18 protein-coding genes are annotated in these 15,903 nt (G+C 72.2%); 10 read left to right on the plus strand and 8 right to left on the minus strand.

Features of this window, described 5'->3' with window-relative positions:
• Positions 1–42: 42 nt before the first annotated feature.
• The gene (locus tag E2B92_RS14655) at positions 43–978 is read right to left on the minus strand and encodes a D-alanyl-D-alanine carboxypeptidase family protein (RefSeq protein ID WP_235023835.1); all 936 of its coding nucleotides are present in this window, start codon (positions 976–978) and stop codon (positions 43–45) included.
• A gap of 244 nt (positions 979–1,222) precedes the next feature.
• Between E2B92_RS14655 and E2B92_RS14660 the strand changes: the two genes are divergently transcribed.
• Together E2B92_RS14660 and E2B92_RS14665 are read left to right on the plus strand one after the other, a co-directional pair.
• Positions 1,223–1,864 (plus strand): GntR family transcriptional regulator, encoded by a 642-nt coding sequence (locus tag E2B92_RS14660; RefSeq protein WP_185923530.1) that lies wholly within the window; start codon positions 1,223–1,225, stop codon positions 1,862–1,864.
• Positions 1,861–3,159 carry an MFS transporter gene (locus E2B92_RS14665; RefSeq protein WP_126884113.1) on the plus strand — a complete coding sequence of 433 codons (1,299 nt, stop codon included), beginning with the start codon at positions 1,861–1,863 and terminating at the stop codon, positions 3,157–3,159. The genes E2B92_RS14660 and E2B92_RS14665 overlap by 4 nt, the downstream gene beginning before the upstream one ends.
• 19 nt (positions 3,160–3,178) lie before the next feature.
• Here E2B92_RS14665 and E2B92_RS14670 read toward each other — a convergent pair whose 3' ends face one another.
• Complete coding sequence (locus tag E2B92_RS14670; protein ID WP_126884112.1) at positions 3,179–4,003, minus strand: maleylpyruvate isomerase family mycothiol-dependent enzyme; 825 nt, start codon at positions 4,001–4,003, stop codon at positions 3,179–3,181.
• Positions 4,004–4,139: 136 nt separating this feature from the next.
• Between E2B92_RS14670 and E2B92_RS14675 the strand changes: the two genes are divergently transcribed.
• The gene (locus tag E2B92_RS14675) at positions 4,140–4,937 is read left to right on the plus strand and encodes a carbon-nitrogen family hydrolase (RefSeq protein WP_126884111.1); all 798 of its coding nucleotides are present in this window, start codon (positions 4,140–4,142) and stop codon (positions 4,935–4,937) included.
• 49 nt (positions 4,938–4,986) lie between these two features.
• Here the strand turns inward: E2B92_RS14675 and E2B92_RS14680 are convergent, their stop codons facing one another.
• Together E2B92_RS14680 and E2B92_RS34120 are read right to left on the minus strand one after the other, a co-directional pair.
• The gene (locus E2B92_RS14680; protein ID WP_126884110.1) at positions 4,987–5,469 is read right to left on the minus strand and encodes an LURP-one-related/scramblase family protein; all 483 of its coding nucleotides are present in this window, start codon (positions 5,467–5,469) and stop codon (positions 4,987–4,989) included.
• Between the two features lie 298 nt (positions 5,470–5,767).
• Complete coding sequence (locus E2B92_RS34120) at positions 5,768–6,052, minus strand: hypothetical protein (protein ID WP_235023814.1); 285 nt, start codon at positions 6,050–6,052, stop codon at positions 5,768–5,770.
• Positions 6,053–6,080: 28 nt separating this feature from the next.
• On the opposite strand from E2B92_RS34120, the gene E2B92_RS34125 reads away from it, so the two are divergent.
• Together E2B92_RS34125 and E2B92_RS14690 are read left to right on the plus strand one after the other, a co-directional pair.
• The gene (locus E2B92_RS34125; protein ID WP_235023815.1) at positions 6,081–6,305 is read left to right on the plus strand and encodes a hypothetical protein; all 225 of its coding nucleotides are present in this window, start codon (positions 6,081–6,083) and stop codon (positions 6,303–6,305) included.
• A gap of 31 nt (positions 6,306–6,336) precedes the next feature.
• Positions 6,337–8,178: an NHL domain-containing thioredoxin family protein gene (locus E2B92_RS14690; RefSeq protein WP_126884109.1), complete on the plus strand. Its 1,842-nt coding sequence runs from the start codon at positions 6,337–6,339 to the stop codon at positions 8,176–8,178.
• A gap of 12 nt (positions 8,179–8,190) precedes the next feature.
• Here the strand turns inward: E2B92_RS14690 and E2B92_RS14695 are convergent, their stop codons facing one another.
• The 3 genes from E2B92_RS14695 to E2B92_RS14705 all read right to left on the minus strand — a co-directional run bounded on the left by E2B92_RS14695 (position 8,191) and on the right by E2B92_RS14705 (position 10,200).
• Positions 8,191–8,562 carry a hypothetical protein gene (locus E2B92_RS14695; RefSeq protein ID WP_126884108.1) on the minus strand — a complete coding sequence of 124 codons (372 nt, stop codon included), beginning with the start codon at positions 8,560–8,562 and terminating at the stop codon, positions 8,191–8,193.
• 52 nt (positions 8,563–8,614) lie between these two features.
• On the minus strand, positions 8,615–8,839 hold the full coding sequence (locus E2B92_RS14700; RefSeq protein ID WP_126884107.1) for a DUF6458 family protein: 225 nt from the start codon (positions 8,837–8,839) through the stop codon (positions 8,615–8,617).
• A gap of 68 nt (positions 8,840–8,907) precedes the next feature.
• Positions 8,908–10,200 (minus strand): M18 family aminopeptidase, encoded by a 1,293-nt coding sequence (locus E2B92_RS14705; RefSeq protein WP_126884106.1) that lies wholly within the window; start codon positions 10,198–10,200, stop codon positions 8,908–8,910.
• Between the two features lie 133 nt (positions 10,201–10,333).
• Between E2B92_RS14705 and E2B92_RS14710 the strand changes: the two genes are divergently transcribed.
• Positions 10,334–10,771, plus strand: a complete 438-nt coding sequence (locus tag E2B92_RS14710; protein ID WP_235023816.1) for a DUF6083 domain-containing protein — start codon at positions 10,334–10,336, stop codon at positions 10,769–10,771.
• Between the two features lie 78 nt (positions 10,772–10,849).
• Here E2B92_RS14710 and E2B92_RS14715 read toward each other — a convergent pair whose 3' ends face one another.
• Positions 10,850–12,676: an acyl-CoA dehydrogenase gene (locus E2B92_RS14715; RefSeq protein ID WP_126884105.1), complete on the minus strand. Its 1,827-nt coding sequence runs from the start codon at positions 12,674–12,676 to the stop codon at positions 10,850–10,852.
• Between the two features lie 253 nt (positions 12,677–12,929).
• Between E2B92_RS14715 and E2B92_RS14720 the strand changes: the two genes are divergently transcribed.
• The 4 genes from E2B92_RS14720 to E2B92_RS14735 all read left to right on the plus strand — a co-directional run bounded on the left by E2B92_RS14720 (position 12,930) and on the right by E2B92_RS14735 (position 15,833).
• Positions 12,930–13,373 carry an SseB family protein gene (locus E2B92_RS14720; RefSeq protein WP_073756645.1) on the plus strand — a complete coding sequence of 148 codons (444 nt, stop codon included), beginning with the start codon at positions 12,930–12,932 and terminating at the stop codon, positions 13,371–13,373.
• Between the two features lie 77 nt (positions 13,374–13,450).
• Complete coding sequence (locus E2B92_RS14725) at positions 13,451–14,038, plus strand: hypothetical protein (RefSeq protein ID WP_126884104.1); 588 nt, start codon at positions 13,451–13,453, stop codon at positions 14,036–14,038.
• Positions 14,039–14,273: 235 nt separating this feature from the next.
• Positions 14,274–14,456, plus strand: a complete 183-nt coding sequence (locus tag E2B92_RS14730) for a hypothetical protein (protein WP_126884103.1) — start codon at positions 14,274–14,276, stop codon at positions 14,454–14,456.
• An 84-nt stretch (positions 14,457–14,540) separates the two neighbouring features.
• Complete coding sequence (locus tag E2B92_RS14735; RefSeq protein WP_126884102.1) at positions 14,541–15,833, plus strand: lanthionine synthetase LanC family protein; 1,293 nt, start codon at positions 14,541–14,543, stop codon at positions 15,831–15,833.
• Positions 15,834–15,903: the final 70 nt, after the last annotated feature.

Genomic DNA, 15,903 nt, shown 5'->3' on the forward strand with positions numbered 1-15,903 from the left:
CGGACGCGCCGTCGCGTCCGGGCCCTTCGGCATGGGGGCGGGTCAGTCGCGCTGGGCGCCCGCCGGCAGGGAGCGCAGCTCCATGGTCCTGGCCGTCGTCGAGCCGAAGCCGAAGTCCAGCAGCTTGGCCGCGTCGTTGAAGCGGTCGGGGGCGTTCAGGACGACGCCCACGTAGGTCTTGGTGCCACGGGTGGCCGCGAAGACCAGGCACGGGCCGGCGGCCGTACCGGTGCCGGTCTTCATGCCGTTGGCGCCGCTGTAGGAGCCGAGCAGCTTGTTGGTGTTGTACCAGGTGTACGTGCGGGTGGCGCCGGTGCTGGTGGTCGCCACGGCCTTGTACGAGGGCGCCTTGACGATCTCGCGGAAGACGGAGCTGCTGAAGGCGTGGCGGGCCATCTTCGCCAGCTCGGGCGGGGTCGTGTAGTTGTACCCGGCCGCCGAGATGCCGTCGAACGAGTCGTACATCGTGTTCGTCAGGCCGAGCTGCTTGGCCTTGGCGTTCATCTTGCCGATGAACGACTTGGTGCGGGCGGCGGTGGTGGTGCCGGTGCCGAAGGTGTCGGCCAGGGCGTACGCGGCGTCGCTGCCGGACGGCAGCATCATCGCGGACAGGAGCTGGCGGACGGTGAGCTTGTCACCGGTGCGCAGGTCGGCCGTGCTCGCGCCGTTGCGGACCACGTAGTCGCGGTACGCCTGCTTGACGGTGACCTTGCGGTTGAGGTCCACACCCGGGGTGGTGAGGACCACGATCGCGGTCGTGATCTTCGTCGTGCTCGCCATCTGGCGGCGGGTGGTGTTCGCCTTGCCGTAGATGGCCTTGCCGTCCGCCTGGTCCAGCAGGAAGCCGCCCTTGGCGCTGATGGAGGGGATCGGCGTGGCGGCGTGCGCGGCCGGTGCGGCGAGCGGGGAGGCGGTCAGCAGCAGACCGCTCGCGAGGGCGACCGTGGCGGCGCGGCGCACGGCCGTGTTCGTCGATATCAAAGGAAAACGCTCCGAGTCCGAGTCTCAAGTGCGTCGAAAACGCCTCAACCTGGGGGGCTGGAAAACCAGTGCCCATGAGGAGACCCGCGAACCCGGCCGAAGGATGTACGGGAGCGTGACCCGGGCCACGTGATACAGGTCATAGGGCGTGGGTCACACGGGGCGCCCGCCGCCTGTGAGATGGGTCAAAGGCCGCGCCGAACGGGCCCTGATGCACCCCTCTTGTATCTATGCTGTGTGCATGCCTTCCGCCCCGCCCGCGGCCGACCGCGTCTACACCCACGTCAAGCAAGCCGTCCTCGACCGCCGTTACCAGGGCGGGACGCTCCTCACCGAGGGCGAGCTCGCCGAGGCCGTCGGGGTGTCCCGCACGCCGGTGCGCGAGGCGCTGCTCAAGCTGGAGATGGAAGGGCTGCTCAAGCTCTACCCCAAGAAGGGCGCCCTGGTCCTGGCCGTCTCCGCGCAGGAGATCGCCGACGTCGTCGAAACCCGGCTGCTGGTCGAGGAGTTCGCCGTACGCAAGGCCGTACCCGCCCCCGCCCGGCTCGTGCAGCGGCTGGAGGAGCTGCTGGACGAGCAGCGGCGGCGCGCCGACGAGGGCGACCTGGCGGCCGTCGCCGTCACCGACCGCTGCTTCCACGCCGAGATCGTCCGCCACGCCGGCAACGAGATCCTCTCCCGCCTCTACGACCAGATGCGCGACCGGCAACTGCGCATGGGTGTCGCCGTGATGGAGGCCCACCCCGACCGCGTCGCCAAGAACATCACCGAGCACGCCGAGATCCTCGACGCCGTCCGCGCCGGGGACGCCGAGGGCGCCGCCCGGTGCGTGCGCCGCCACGTCAGCCGCGTCAAGGACCTGGTGCGGGGTGAGGACCGGTGAGCCACACCGCCCTCCCGTCCGACCCGCCGGGCGGCCGCCGCGCCGCCCTGGTCTGGGGCGTCGGCGTCTGCGTCTACCTGGTCGCCGTCATCTTCCGCACATCGCTGGGCGTCGCCGGCCTGGACGCCGCCGACCGCTTCGGCGTCAACGCCTCCGCCCTGTCCACCTTCTCCATACTCCAGTTGCTGGTCTACGCCGGCATGCAGATACCCGTCGGCCTCATGGTCGACCGGCTCGGCACCAAGAAGGTCCTCACGCTGGGCGTGGTGCTGTTCACCCTCGGCCAGCTCGGCTTCGCGCTCTCCCCCTCGTACGGCATGGCGCTGGCCTCCCGCGCGCTGCTCGGCTGCGGCGACGCGATGACGTTCATCTCCGTGCTGCGGCTCGGCACCCGCTGGTTCCCCGCCCGGCGCGGGCCACTGATCGCGCAGGTCGCGGGGCTCTTCGGGGTCGTCGGGAACCTCGTCTCGACGATCGTGATCGCCCGGACGCTGGACGGGCTGGGCTGGACGGCGACGTTCGCCGGCAGCGCGCTGGCCGGGGCGGTCGTCCTGGTCCTGGTCACGCTCTTCCTGAAGGACCACCCCGAGGGGTACGAGCCGGAACCCGCGCAGCACGCGGGCGCGGCCTACGTCCGCCACCAGATCGCCCTCTCCTGGCGGGAGCCGGGCACCCGGCTCGGCATGTGGGTGCACTTCACCACCCAGTTCCCCGCGATGGTCTTCCTGCTGCTGTGGGGCCTGCCGTTCCTCGTCGAGGACCAGGGCCTCTCACGCGGTGCCGCCGGTGACATGCTGACGCTGACCGTGCTGGCCAACATGGTCTTCGGCATGACCTACGGCCAGATCATCGCCCGGCACCACGGGGCGCGGGTCCCGCTCGCGCTCGGGACGGTCGCGGCGACCGGCGTCGTCTGGGCGGCCACCCTCGCGTACCCGGGCGACCACGCCCCGATGTGGGTGCTGGCCACCCTGTGCGTCGTCCTCGGCGCGTGCGGGCCCGCCTCGATGATCGGCTTCGACTTCGCCCGCCCCGCGAACCCGCCGGAGCGGCAGGGCACGGCGTCCGGGATCGTGAACATGGGCGGCTTCACCGCCTCGATCACCACCCTGCTCGCCGTCGGTGTGCTGCTCGACGCGACCGGCGGCGCCTACCGGATCGCCTTCTCGTCCGTCTTCGCGCTCCAGGCGCTGGGCGTCGCCCAGATCCTGCGGCTGCGGGCGCGCACGGCCCGACTGGAGCGGGAGCGGCTGGTGGCGAGCCGGGTGGAGGCCGTCCACGTCCCGGCGGCGTAGCGGCCGCGGCCGGCGGACCCTACGGGGTGACCGCGAAGGAGGCGAGGATCGCCCCGGCCAGCTCCGTGTCGCCCTCCACCTTGACCCGGTCCGCCACGGCCGCCGGACGCACCCGCCCGCAGGCGAGGCGCACGTACGTCTCCCAGTCCATGGCGAGGGTCGCGGCCGGGCCCAGCGAGGGCGCGCCGTCGATGGTGCCGCGGCCGTCCGCGTCCACCCGCACCGTACGGAGGAACTCCACCGGGCCGTGCACGTCGAAGACGACGGCGCTGTTCGGCGGGGCGCCCGCGTCCTTGGCGACGACCTTCGGCAGGACGGTCAGGAAGTTGTCCCGGGCGACGTACGCGCCGGGGGAGTCGAGGTTGCCCGGCCGGCCCAGCGCGGTGCGCAGGTCCTGCTCGTGGCACCAGACGTCGAAGGCCCGCATGCGGTACGCCAGTTCCAGCGACTGCTCGGCGCCCAGCGGGGCGCGGATCAGGGTGTCGGGGGAGCGGTTCTCGTTGCGGAGCTGACGGGCGCGGCGGATGAGCGTGTACTCCAGCTCGGCCGTCATCTCCGGCCCGGTGTGGTGCCGGCGCACATCGACCTGCATCTCCATGTAGCGCGCGAAGTCGCTGCGTACGTGGTAGAGGTCGCGCGGCAGCGAGTGGATCGGCCGCGGATCGCCGAGCATCTCGCACTCCATGCCGATGATGTGGGACACGATGTCGCGCACCGACCACCCCGGGCAGGGCGTGGCTCGATTCCACTCCCCCTCGACGAGTGGCTGCACCAGCTCGGATATCGCTTCGATGGAGTGGGTCCAGGCGTCGGCGTAGGGCTGGAGGCTGGGATGGACGGTCACGGGACCCCTCGGGCGGTTCGTACGCGGGCTGGGTGCTGTGGCAGTTAAGTTACGCTGCCACGAGGCACCCCGGCAGTGCTTTCGTGTGACGATCGTAGGCCCGTGTTGACGGCTCGAATGCCAGGACGGTGGTAGTGTGCGCGCCTCACTGATCCAGATCGCGGTAGATCCGGACGAAACGCCCAATTCCCGCCGGTCCCGCGTCAGTTCGCTGGTGGCCGAACAGCGCGGGGTCGCCGACCTGGTGATCCTGCCCGAACTGTGGCCCGTCGGGGCCTTCGCCTACGACTCGTTCGAGGCCGAGGCGGAGCCGCTGGACGGCCCCACGCACCGGGCGATGGCCAAGGCGGCCGCCGACGCCTCCGTCTGGCTGCACGCCGGCTCCATCGTGGAGCGCGCCCCCGACGGCTCCCTGTACAACACCACGCTGGTCTTCTCCCCCTCCGGCGACCTCGCGGCCACCTACCGAAAGATCCACCGCTTCGGCTTCGACCAGGGCGAGGCCGTGCTGATGTCGGCGGGCGACGAGCTGGTCACCGTCCCGGTGCCGGGCCTGCCCCTGGGGGTGGCCACCTGCTACGACCTCCGCTTCCCGGAGCTCTTCCGCGGCCTGGTCGACGCCGGCGCCCTCGCCTTCGCCGTCCCGGCCGGCTGGCCCGAGCGCCGCCGCGACCACTGGACCCTGCTGGCCCGCGCCCGCGCGGTGGAGAACCAGGCGTACGTCCTGGCGTGCTGCACCGCCGGCACGCACGCGGGCGTCCCCCAGGCGGGCCACAGCATCGTCGTCGACCCCTGGGGCGAGGTCCTCGCGGAGGCCGGCGAGGCGGAGGAGGTCCTCACGGTGGACCTCGACCCCGATCACGTGGCGGCTACCCGCGACCGCTTCCCCGCCCTCAAGGACCGCGTCCTGGGCGTCGCCCCACCGCGCCGCTGACCCCACCGCGCCACCCGCCCGCGCCCGGCCGCGGGCGCGGCGGTGGCCGTCACTCCCGCTCCGCCATCCGCACCACGCACACCGCCACCGCGATCAGCAGCGCCGCGTCGGCCTCCTCCGCCAGGACGTCGACGGCGTACGTGTCGCGCACGCTCAGCCACTTCCGCGAGATGCGCGCCACCGGCCTGCCGCCCTGCTCCACGCTGAACTCCCGGTCCAGGACGCGGCCGCTCACGTCCATGTCCGGCCCGTCCTCCACGGTCACGTGGTAGTGGTCGCGCAGCAGCGACAGCCGCTTGCGCCGCACGGTCGCGAGCGCCCGCCCCTCCCGCTCGACGGTCATGGCGCCCCGCAGGCTGAGCACCTTCGCCCGCAGCGTCACCAGCACCCGCCCCGCCGGGTCCTTCAGCTCCAGGGTGTCGCGCAGCCGCAGCGCCTTGCCGTCGACGAGGAAGGCGTGGCGGCCGTTCTCGTCCTCGATCCAGTAGTCGTCGCCGATGGCGAAGATCTTGTCGCGTACCAGATATCTCATACCGGACGCCTACCCGCCCCGGCCCCGCCCGCTCGGGGTCAACGCCCACCCTCACCCCACGCGATCCGGTGAACTTCACCGGACCCGTGCGGGACCCGGCGCGTCACACCCGTCGCACCCATACCCCTCCAGGTGTCCCGCACCCCCTCTGACCTGCGGCGACCTCTGCCACCTCGGGCCGTACGCGGCCCCGGACGGCGCCCCGCGGCCGGCGGCCCCCCTCGGCCTCGTCGGCGAGGTCGCCGAGCCGACATCCGCGGCTGCCTCGAAGCGGGCGCCCACCGGGTGCAGCTCGACTTCACCGAAGGGCGGCTGTCCCTGAAGCTCGACCCGTCCGCACGGCGGCGTGCTCGACGACTTCATCGCCCTGAACAACAAGGTCCTCGGGCGGTTCGACGAGGACGAGCGCGCCCGCATCGGCGTGCACACCTGCCCCGGCGGCGACCACGACTCCACCCGCAGCGCGGACGTCGACCACGCCGGACTCCTCCCCAAGCTCTTCGAGCTGAGGGCCGGCAACTTCTCCGTCCAGCTCGCCGGCGAAGCCGACCCGGAGCGGGTGCTCAGGATCATCGCGGAGCACCTGCGCCCCGGCACCCGGGTCTTCGTCGGTGTCACCGACCCGATCGACCCCCGGGTCGAGACCCCAGGAGGAGGTCCGCGACCGCGTCCTGCTCGCGGCCCGCCACATCCCGGCCGACCGGCTCGGCACCTGCGACGACTGCGGCTTCTCCCCGTTCGCCGACGACACCTCCACCTCCCGCGAGCCGGCCTTCGCCAAGATCCGCGTCCGGGTGGAAGGCACGGCGCCGGCCTCACAGTCCCTCGGCCTGTGAGCCGTCCCGGGGCGAATGGCAAGCTTGAACCATGAACGATGCCGCCCCGGCGCCCACCCCCGCGCCCGCGCCCCGCCGTGTCCGTGTCCGTGCCCCCGAGCTGACCGGCAAGGGTGGCTGGCTGAACACGGGAGGCAAAGCCCTGACCCTCGCTGACCTGCGAGGTAAGTGCGTTATTGTTGATTTTTGGACGTTCTGCTGCATCAACTGCCTGCACGTCCTCGACGAGCTGCGGGAGCTGGAGGAGAAGCACCGGGACACCGTCGTGATCGTCGGCGTCCATTCGCCGAAGTTCGTCCACGAGGCCGAGCACCAGGCCGTCGTCGACGCCGTCGAGCGGTACGAGGTCCACCACCCCGTCCTCGACGACCCGGAGCTCGCCACCTGGAAGCAGTACGCCGTACGGGCCTGGCCCACGCTCGTCGTCATCGACCCCGAGGGGTACGTCGTCGCGCAGCACGCGGGCGAGGGGCACGCGACGGCCATCGGGCGGCTCGTCGAGGAGCTGGAGGCCGAGCACGAGGCCAAGGGCACGCTGCGGCGCGGGGACGGGCCGTACGTGCCGCCGGCCCCGGTCGCCACCCACCTGCGGTTCCCCGGCAAGGCGCTGCCACTGGAGAACGGCAACTTCCTGGTGACCGACACCACCCGGCACCAGGTGGTGGAGCTGGGACCGGACGGGGAGAGCGTCGTGCGCCGGTACGGCACCGGTGAGCGCGGCCTCGCCGACGGCCCGGCGGAGAAGGCGCGGTTCAACGAGCCGCAGGGGCTGTGCGCGCTGCCCGGCGGGCGGGTGGTCGTGGCCGACACGGTGAACCACGCGCTGCGGGTGCTGGACCTCGCCACCGGTGAGGTCTCCACGGTCGCCGGGACCGGCGCGCAGTGGTGGCAGGGCTCGCCCACCGCCGGGCCCGCCCGCGAGGTGGCCCTGTCGTCGCCGTGGGACGTCGCCTGGTGGCGGGACGAGGTGTGGATCGCCATGGCGGGCGTCCACCAGCTCTGGGCGTACGACCCGGAGAAGGGCACCGTGCGGGTGGCGGCGGGCACGACGAACGAGGGGCTCGTCGACGGGCCCGCCGGCGAGGCGTGGTTCGCCCAGCCGTCCGGGCTCGCGGCGGCCGGTGACCGCCTCTGGGTCGCCGACTCCGAGACCAGCGCCCTGCGGTGGGTCGACGCCGAGGGGGCCGTCCACACCGCCGTCGGCACCGGCCTGTTCGACTTCGGCCACCGCGACGGCGAGGCCGGCCAGGCACTGCTCCAGCACCCGCTGGGCGTGACCGCGCTGCCCGACGGGTCGGTCGCCGTGTCGGACACGTACAACCACGCCCTGCGCCGCTACGACCCGGCGGCCGGTGAGGTCACGACCCTCGCGACCGACCTGCGCGAGCCGAGCGACGCGGTGCTCGTGGGCGACGACATCGTCGTCGTCGAGTCGGCGCGCCACCGGCTGACCCGGCTGCGGCTGCCCGAGGAGGCCGTCCGGGTGGACGCCGTGGCGCACCGCACGCGCCGGGAGGCGACCGAGGTCGCGCCCGGCACGCTGAAGCTGGACGTCGTCTTCCGGGCGCCGGCGGGCCAGAAGCTCGACGAGCGGTACGGGCCCTCCACGCGCCTCCTGGTGTCGTCCACGCCGCCCGCGCTGCTCACCTCCGGTGAGGGCACCGGCACGGAGCTGTCCCGGGAGCTGACGCTGAACCCGGACGTCACCGAGGGCGTGCTGCACGTGTCGGCGATGGCCGCGTCCTGCGACGACGACCCCGCCAACGAGTACCCGGCCTGCCACGTCCACCAGCAGGACTGGGGCGTCCCGGTGAAGGTCACCGCGTCGGGCGCCGCCCGGCTGCCGCTGATCCTCGCGGGCATGGACGCCTAGGGTCTTCGGCGTTCAGTACGCCAGGCCCTGGTGCCGGGAGGGCCTGCCGGCCACCCCGTCGAGGCAGCCGGCCACCCACAGCGCCGGGTTGTGGGTGGCCTTCCGGCCGCCCAGCCCCTCGGCCTCCATGCGGGCGCAGCCGCCCGCCAGCAGGTCCCGCACGCGGTCCCCGGTCCGATCGTGGTGGCGGACGCGGTTGCCCTGGAGGTAGCCCGCCTCATAGGCGATGTCCGACCCCCACGGGGGCCGTTCGTCGTACGTGCGGATCGCGTGGCCGCCCACGGCGAGCGCCAGCGTCACGGCGGCGGCGACGGTGCTCCAGAACACCCGCCGCCGTGGCCCCCGGTGACGTACGAGGGCCGTCTGTTGTCCCAGCAGAACCATGCCGACACGGTGTCAGGCACGGCCTTTCGCGGATGTTTCGCTCGGGTACGGATCAGTAGCGCCGCTCGTCGGCCGGGTCGACCACCGTCGGTGCGACCGGGGGCACGACCGCCCGGCGCCGCCTGGCGATGCTGGTGAAGGTCGCGACACCGATGATGCCGACCGCCATGAGGATGAGCCCCACCAGGTCCAGATTGACGCCCTGTGCTTCCCAGTCGGTCGCGAAGGTGAGGATCGCCCCGACCGCTATGAGAATGATGCAGCCACCAAGGCCCATGATTCCCGCCTCCTGTCGATGCGTAGGTGTTGCGGGTACCCCGTCCCGCAACACCTACGCGAGGCGGGCTACTTCAGGAACGCCACAAGGGCGTTGGCCAGCAGGAACGGGTCGTCGGCGCCGCACAGTTCGCGGGCGCTGTGCATGGAGAGGATCGCCACGCCGATGTCCACGGTCCGGATGCCGTGACGGGCCGCGGTGATGGGGCCGATCGTGGTGCCGCAGGGCATGTCGTTGTTGGAGACGAACGTCTGCCACGGCACGCCCGCCTTCTCGCACGCCGCCGCGAAGACGGCACGGCCGCTGCCGTCCGTCGCGTACCGCTGGTTGACGTTCACCTTGAGGATGGGGCCGCCGTTGACGCGCGGGTGGTGCGTGGGGTCGTGGCGTTCGGCGTAGTTGGGGTGGACGGCGTGGCCGGTGTCGGAGGAGAGGCAGACGGTGCCGGCGAAGGCGCGGGCCCGGTCCTCGTACCCGCCGCCGCGGGCGAAGACGGACCGCTCCAGCACGCCGCCGAGCAGGGGGCCCTGGGCGCCGGTGTCGGACTCGGAACCGTTCTCCTCGTGGTCGAAGGCGGCGAGCACGGGGATGAACTCCAGGCCCCCCGCGGCCGACACGGCGGCGAGCGCGGCCACGCCCGCGTGCACGGACAGCAGGTTGTCCATGCGCGGCCCGGCCATCAGGTCGCGGTCCCGGCCCAGGTACGCGGGTGCTTCGAGGGCGTGGACCATGAGGTCCCAGCCGGCCACCTCGGCGGCGGCCACGTCCGACTCCTCGGCCACGAAGCGGATCAGGTCGCCCTCGCGGACGTCGTCGCCCAGGCCCCAGATCGGCTGCATGTGCCGCTGACGGTCCAGCTTGAGGCCCTCGTTGGCCTGCCGGTCCAGGTGGATCGCGAGCTGCGGCACGCGCAGCAGCGGCCGGTCGACGCTCACCAGCCGGTGGCTGCCGTCGCGCAGCGTCAGCCGGCCGGACAGGCCGAGATCGCGGTCCAGCCAGGTGTTGAGCAGGGTTCCGCCGTACGTCTCGACGGCCACCTGCCGCCAGCCGTGCGCGCCCATGTCGGGCTGCGGCTTGACCCGCAGGTTGGGCGAGTCGGTGTGGGCGCCGATGATCCGGAACGGGGTGTGGGGGGCGGCGCCTTCCGGTACGTACCAGGCGATGATCGCGCCGCCGCGGACGACGTACTTGCCGCCGCTCGTACCGTCCCAGGCGGCGGTCTCGTCGAGCCGCTGGAAGCCGGCCTTCTCCAGCCGTTCACCGGCGTTGGCCACGGCGTGGTACGGCGTCGGGGAGTCCGCCAGGAAGGTCATGAGGTCGTCGGTGTGGCCGCGGTCGAAGCGGGGGGGTGAGCTGCTCATGCCCTCACTTTACGGTCGGGTCAGTTGAGTGAGACCTGGGCGAACGGCCCATTGTCAGTGGTGGCTGCGACTATCGGAGAACGGAGCGGGACAGCAGTCCGCTGACTCGCCGGTCGCGACCGGAGGTGCACTGGTGACCACGACGACCACGCCCGTCTGTGCCGCTTGCGAGACGCCCGGGGCCCGGTGGAGCGCCCCGTTCGGAATGCCGCTGTGCGCGGCGTGCACGACGGCGGCGACGGGCACCCCGGAGCGGGACCCGGTGCGCCTCGGGGACATCCTGCCGGTGACCGCCGCGACGCTGCGCGCCTCGATACCCGCGCCGCGGCCGCCGCGCGCCGGTTCGCTCATGACCTGCCGGTTCTGCGGGGCGCCGGCGCGCTGGCACCGCACGGTGCACGGCCGGTGGGTGGCGATGGAGCCGGGGGAGCGCCCGGTCGCGGGCGTCCCGCGCGGCGAGCGGTGGTACGTGGCGGGTGACGGCACGGCGGTGAATCTGCGTGGTGCGGTGCCGTCGGACACGTGCCGGGTGAGCCACTTCTCGGTGTGCGCGGCCCGTCCGGCGCCGTGAACGCCGGCGGCCCGCCCCCCGGGACCTCGGGGGGCGGGCCGTCATGAGCGGTCGCGGCCGGTCGCGGACCGACCGGGACTAGAAGGCGGCTTCGTCCAGCTCCATGAGGGAGTTGTCGACGCCCTCGGCGATGGCGCGCTCGGTGGAGACGCCGGGCAGGATGGTGGCGGCGAAGAACTTCGCGGCCTCGATCTTGCCCCGGTAGAACGCCTTGTCCTTGGCGGAGGCGGTCTCCAGCTTCTCGGCGGCGACGGCGGCACCGCGCAGCAGCAGGTAGCCGACGACCACGTCACCGGAGGCCATCAGCAGGCGGGTGGTGTTGAGGCCGACCTTGTAGATGTTCTTGACGTCCTCGCCGGTGGCGGTGAGGTGCGTCAGCATCGTGCCGACGATCGCCTCCAGGTCGACGGCCGCCTTGGCGAGCGCGTCGCGCGCCGGGGCGAGCTCGTCGCCGCCGGTGCCCACCGCCAGGAACTTCTTGATCTCCTCGGCGAGGGTGTTCAGCGAGGCGCCCTGGTCGCGGACGATCTTCCGGAAGAAGTAGTCCTGGCCCTGGATCGCCGTGGTGCCCTCGTAGAGGGTGTCGATCTTGGCGTCGCGGATGTACTGCTCGATCGGGTACTCCTGGAGGTACCCGGAGCCGCCGAAGGTCTGGAGCGACTGGGCGAGCTGCTCGTAGGACTTCTCGGAGCCGTAGCCCTTGACGATCGGCAGGAGCAGGTCGTTCAGACCGTGGAGCGCCTTGGCGTCCTCGCCGGCCGCTTCCTTGATCTGGATCTCGTCCTGGACGGCGGCGGTGTACATGACGAGGGCGCGCATGCCCTCCGCGTACGCCTTCTGCGTCATCAGCGAGCGGCGCACGTCGGGGTGGTGCGTGATGGTGACCTTGGGCGCGGTCTTGTCCATGAAGTTCGCCAGGTCGGTGCCCTGCACGCGCTCCTTGGCGTACTCCAGCGCGTTCAGGTAGCCGGTGGAGAGGGTGGCGATCGCCTTCGTGCCGACCATCATGCGGGCGAACTCGATGATGCGGAACATCTGGCGGATGCCGTCGTGCTTGTCGCCGATCAGCCAGCCCTTGGCGGGGTGCTGGTCGCCGAAGGTCATCTCGCACGTGTTGGACGCCTTCAGGCCCATCTTGTGCTCGACGTTCGTGGCGTACACGCCGTTGCGCTCGCCCAGCTCGCCGGTCTCCCAGTCGAAGTGGTACTTCGGCACCAGGAAGAGGGACAGGCCCTTGGTGCCGGGGCCGGCGCCCTCGGGGCGGGCCAGCACGTAGTGGAGGATGTTCTCCGACATGTCGTGCTCACCGGACGTGATGAAGCGCTTCACGCCCTCGATGTGCCAGGAGCCGTCCTCCTGCTGCACGGCCTTGGTGCGGCCCGCGCCCACGTCCGAGCCGGCGTCCGGCTCGGTGAGGACCATGGTGGAGCCCCACTGCTTCTCGACCGCGATCTCGGCGATCTTCTTCTGGACCTCGTTGCCCTCCTCGAAGAGCACGCCCGCGAAGGCGGGGCCCGAGGAGTACATCCAGACGGCCGGGTTGGAGCCGAGGATCAGCTCCGCGTACGCCCAGATCAGCGAGCGCGGGGAGGTGGTGCCGCCGATCTCCTCGGGCAGGCCGAGGCGCCAGTACTCGGAGTCCATGAAGGCCTTGTAGGACTTCTTGAAGGACTCGGGGATCGGCGCGGTGTTCGTCTCGGGGTCGAAGACCGGCGGGTTGCGGTCGGCGTCCGCGAAGGACTCGGCGAAGTCGTTCTCGGCGAGACGGCGCATCTCGTCGAGGACGCTCTTCGCGGTCTCGACGTCCATCTCCTCGAACGGACCGGTGCCGTAGACCTTGTCGCGCCCGAGGACCTCGAAGAGGTTGAACTCGATGTCGCGGAGATTCGACTTGTAGTGCCCCATGGCGACGGCTCCGTAAGGCTCGGGGAGGCGGAATCCTCGTACACGTACCAGCAAGTAGCTACGATGATGCTACCCGCCGGTAATAAGAGCAACCCCTATGGGGCGATCTGTGACGCGTGACGCGCCGGCGCCCCGGGCGGTACCGGTCCGGTACCACCGCGCCGGATTCCGGGCGCGGTGCCGGCTTCCGGGCCGCGCGGCCGGATCCCGGGCGGGGCCGCGCGGGGGCGGCGTACTCAGTACGCTTACGGGCATGTACGGGTACGAGCAGAATCAGGGCGCGTACGCCCCGCCGCAGCAGGGGTACGCGCAGCAGCCGCCGCTGTACCCCGAGCCGTCGCCGCCCTCGCTCGCGGACGCCGTGCGGGCGTTCACCACCGGGTCGCTGTCGGCCGAGGACTTCCAGCAGATCTTCGCGACCTCGAAGGTCTACTGCCCGCGCGGTGACAACCCCGGCTTCCTCGCCCTGCACAACACCCAGCAGCCGGTCATCCCGATGTTCACCTCGCTCAAGGAGCTGCGCCGGTACGCGGGCAAGGAGTCCAAGTACTTCGTGATCACCGGTGCCGAGGTGATCGACCTGCTGCCGACCGGGTACGGCTTCGTCCTCGACATGGAGGGCGACCACCGGATGGTGTTCGACGCCAAGGCCGTGGAGCAGATGGTCGACTTCGCCATGCGGCGGATGTACGGCTGACCCCCGCCGATCGTCGGGGGCGGTGATCCGACTTCAGGCGTACGGAAGGGCCTGCCGGCGCTGCCTACTGTCCTCGTATGCAGCAGCTCAGCGAGTTCCAGATGACCCAGAAGATCACCGCTCTGGTGAACCGGTACGTGATCACCGACCCCGGTGGCGTCGACGTCTTCGCCTTCGCCGAGCAGAAGCGGTTCATGGTCAAGGAGGAGGTCTCGCTGTGGACCGGCGAGGACCGCTCCGAGGTGCTCGGCGGCTTCAAGGCCCGGCAGGTCATCGACCTCGGGGCCACCTATGACGTGACCGGGCCGGACGGCACCCCCATAGGCGCCTTCCGCAAGGACGCGAAGGCGTCCCTGCTCCGGTCCACCTGGCACCTGACGCAGGGGCCGGAGGGCGCCGGCCCGGCGGCCAGGGGCACCGAGCGGAGCCTGGGCATCGCGCTGGCCCGCCGGGGCTGGGAGGTCGTCGACGCGGTGCTGCCCTTCCCGCTGCCGGTGCCGTTCGTCTACCACTTCGACTTCGTACGGGACGGTGAGCCCGTCATGTCGGTGGAGCGGAAGATCGGATTCCGCGACCAGTACGCGATAAAGATCCAGGACCCGGCCCTCGACCGCCGGCTCGCCTTCTGCATGGCGGTCGCCTTGGACGCCCTCCAGGCCCGCTGACGGCGGTGGGCGCCGGGGCCCGTCGGCCGCTCCGGTGGCGTGGGCCCGTCGGCCGCTCCGGCGGCCAGGGGCCGACGGCCATTCCCGGAGCCCCGCCGACCGGCCGGCCGGACCCCCCGGACGGGGGGCGGAAAAACGGAAATTCGTCGGGTACACGCACCCGGAAGGCGTCGGTAATTTTCTCGGCCGGGGGTATTTCAGCCCCCGAGTTTTCGCAGAAAAGGTGCTTTATCCCATGGACGAGTTTCACCTCGACGCCCGTGTGACCGTTTCCGCCGACCCGGCCGAGACGTCGCTCTCCCCGGTCGCCAGCGTCGCCTCCCGCGTCGCCAGCAAGTGGGTCGTCAAGCAGACCATCAAGCAGACGATCAAGATGACGGCCGCCTGCGCCGCGGTCCGCACCAACGGCAAGTGCTGACGGGCTGACGGTCCGACGGCCGCAGGAGTGACGGCGGTCCCCCCGGCGAACACCGGGGGGACCGCCCCACCCGGCATCGCGCACATGAATTCCGCATCCTTCCTTCCCCCGGACCTCGCCGCACGGGCGGAGAGCCTGGCGGCCCTGGTCGGGGAACGCCTGGACACACCGCGGCGCGCCGAGGAACACGCCGAGCGGGCGGCCCGGCAGACCGATCTGCCGCTGTGGACGGGCAGTTCGCTCAGCGAGGGGCACGCGGGCCTCGCGCTGCTCCACCTGCACGCCGGCCGGGCCGACATGGCGTTCCGCTTCCTGCGGGCCGCCTTCGACGCCACCGCCCACGAGCCGCTGACCCGTCCCGGGCTCTTCGACGGCACGGCCGGACTCGCGCTCGTGCTGGCCGACTGCTGCGCGGCCGAGCCACGCTTCCTGCCCAGTCTCCACGCGCTCCACGAACGGCTCTCCCGGCAGGTGCTGCACACCGCGTGGCCCCGCCGGGAGGGCGGCGTCGCCGACCACGATTACGACCTCGTCTACGGCAGCGCCGGAATTCTGGTTCACCTGAGCACGACGCCGTACAAGAACCCGGACACTCTGCGGGCGGTCGAGCACTGTCTGGACCATTTGGTGTGGCTGGCGGAGGAAACGGGCGAGGACGCCCCGGCGCGCTGGATGATTTCCCCGGAACGCTGTGCGGCGTACGGCGACCTCGAAAGCACGTATCCGTACGGATATCTCGACACCGGAATGTCCCACGGGGCGGCCGGAATGGCCGCCGCCCTCGCCGTGGCCTGGCGCGAGGGCCACCGCAGGCCCGGCCACCGGGAGGCGCTCGACCGCCTGACCGACTGGCTCCTGCGCGTCGGCACGGCCGGCGGGCGGGACCGGCAGTGGCCCCGCGCCGTGCCCGTGACCGCCCGGGGACGGGAGGCGACGGCGGAGGGCGCCGAGGCGGTGCCCTCCTGGTGCCACGGCACCGCGGGGGTCGCGGCCGCGCTGCTGGCGGTGGCCGGCGCCACCGGGGACCGCGGCCTGGCGGCGGAGGCGTTCGCCGCCCTCGACGGCGTCCTGGACCGGGGCGGCGGCCACGGAACGCCGACCGTGTGCCACGGCGTGGCCGGCCTCGCAGCCCTGGCGCACGAGTTCGCCGCGCGGGGCAGCGCCGGAGCCGCCCGTGCGCTGCCCGGCCTCGTGCGGCGGCTGGTGGCCGCGGCGGACCCGGTCCGCCACCCACTGGTCTTCCGCGACCGCGAGACCACCGGCCACGTGGTCGACAACCCCGGGCTGCTCACCGGCGCGGCCGGCGTCGCGGTGACGCTCCACGCCCTCGCCACCGGCCACCGCCCCACCTGGTGGAACGCGCTCCTGCCCCGGTGACCGCCCCGCCCCCCGTCCCCGTCCCTCCCCCCGCCCCCGTCCCCGTCCCTCACCCCGTCCCTGTCCCTCA

The organism is Streptomyces sp. WAC05374 (genome assembly GCF_004353505.1).
GTDB lineage: Bacteria > Actinomycetota > Actinomycetes > Streptomycetales > Streptomycetaceae > Streptomyces.